Below are 1,384 nucleotides of genomic sequence, written 5' to 3'. Positions count from 1 at the left end.
GAGAGTGTAAAATAAACTGTGTAAGTTAAGAGCGTACGACTTAACGATACACAGTTTTTATATGCTTATGATACAATAAAAGAAAGTAGAGGAAATAACATATGGCAAGAATAAAAAGAGATCCAAAAACAGTAGCACTCGCGCAAGAAATCGCAAAACAATTTGATCCACAATCAGCAGAAGATGCAGATGAAGCACTCAAAGAACTTTTTGGTCCGATATTTGAATCGTTGCTCCAAGGTGAGATGAGTCATCATTTAGGATATGAGAATAATAATAAAGAATATAAACAAACGCAGAATCGTAGAAATGGATATGGTCAAAAAACTGTTCATACTACAAAGGGAGATATCACGATAGATACACCAAGAGAGGGTGATGGCTCTTTTGAGCCACAGCTGATATCAAAACGACAAAGAGATGTTTCAGGAATAGAAGATAAAGTATTAGCGATGTATGCACGAGGAATGAGTCAACGTGATATATCAAAAACAATAGAAGATATCTATGGATTTTCAATTTCTCATGAAATGGTATCCGATATTACAGATGCCATATTACCAGAACTAGAAGAATGGCGAAATAGACCATTAAAGAAGTGCTATGCCTTCTTGTTCGTAGATTGTATGTATGTGACATTGCGTAGTGGCTATGAGGCGAAAGAATGCGCTGTATACACGATATTAGGCTACGATTTGAATGGGCATAAAGATATCCTTGGATTATGGCTTAGTGAAAGCGAGAGTAAGAATTATTGGATGCAGATATTTGATGAATTGAAAGCACGAGGGATAGAAGATGTTTTCTTTATGTCGATGGATGGAGTTAGTGGACTGGAAGAAGGAGCCAAAGCAATATTTCCTAAGATCATTGTTCAAAGATGTATCGTACATCTGATCCGCAATTCCATTAAATACGTCCCTAGTAAGGATTATAAAAAGTTCACACAAGAATTAAAGAAAGTATATGGGGCACCAAATTTAAAAGCGGCAGCGGCAGCCTTTGAATCTTTTTGTCGAACATGGGAACAGTATCCTGGAGCTATTGAAGTATGGAAAAGGAACTTCAAATTTGTAGAACAATTATATGATTATGGAAGTGATGTACGACGTATTATGTATACCACTAACGCGATAGAGTCGATCAATTCAAGTTTTCGCAAAGTAACGAAAAAAGGCGCCTTTCCAAATGAAAACGCCTTATTCAAATTATTATACTTACGCTGTACAGAGCTAGAAAAGAAATGGAATAACGGAACCATTCACGATTGGTCAAAAGTGTTGAATCAACTTATGGTTAATGAAATTTTTACATCTCGTATTGAAAAATATCTTAAATAGATGTCTTAATCAATTTTACTTACACACTTTTCTTGACAAACCCT

At 35.5% G+C, this 1,384-nt stretch carries 1 protein-coding gene; it reads left to right on the top strand.

All coding sequences use genetic code 11. The features are described 5' to 3' along the window. Positions 1-101: 101 nt before the first annotated feature. On the top strand, positions 102-1,340 hold the full coding sequence (locus LI241_RS15465) for an IS256 family transposase (protein ID WP_017144743.1): 1,239 nt from the start codon (positions 102-104) through the stop codon (positions 1,338-1,340). The last annotated feature ends 44 nt before the right edge of the window (positions 1,341-1,384 follow it).

It is taken from the genome of Longicatena sp. 210702-DFI.1.196, assembly GCF_020563125.1.
Lineage (GTDB): Bacteria > Bacillota_I > Bacilli_A > Erysipelotrichales > Erysipelotrichaceae > Longicatena > Longicatena caecimuris.
Note: the sequence above shows the minus strand (reverse complement) of the source record. Positions and strands in the feature narration are given on the sequence as shown.

Coding starts and splice junctions, on each gene's coding strand:
- LI241_RS15465 (WP_017144743.1), top strand. CDS start 102: ATGGCAAGAATAAAAAGAGATCCAAAAACAGTAGCACTCGCGCAAGAA.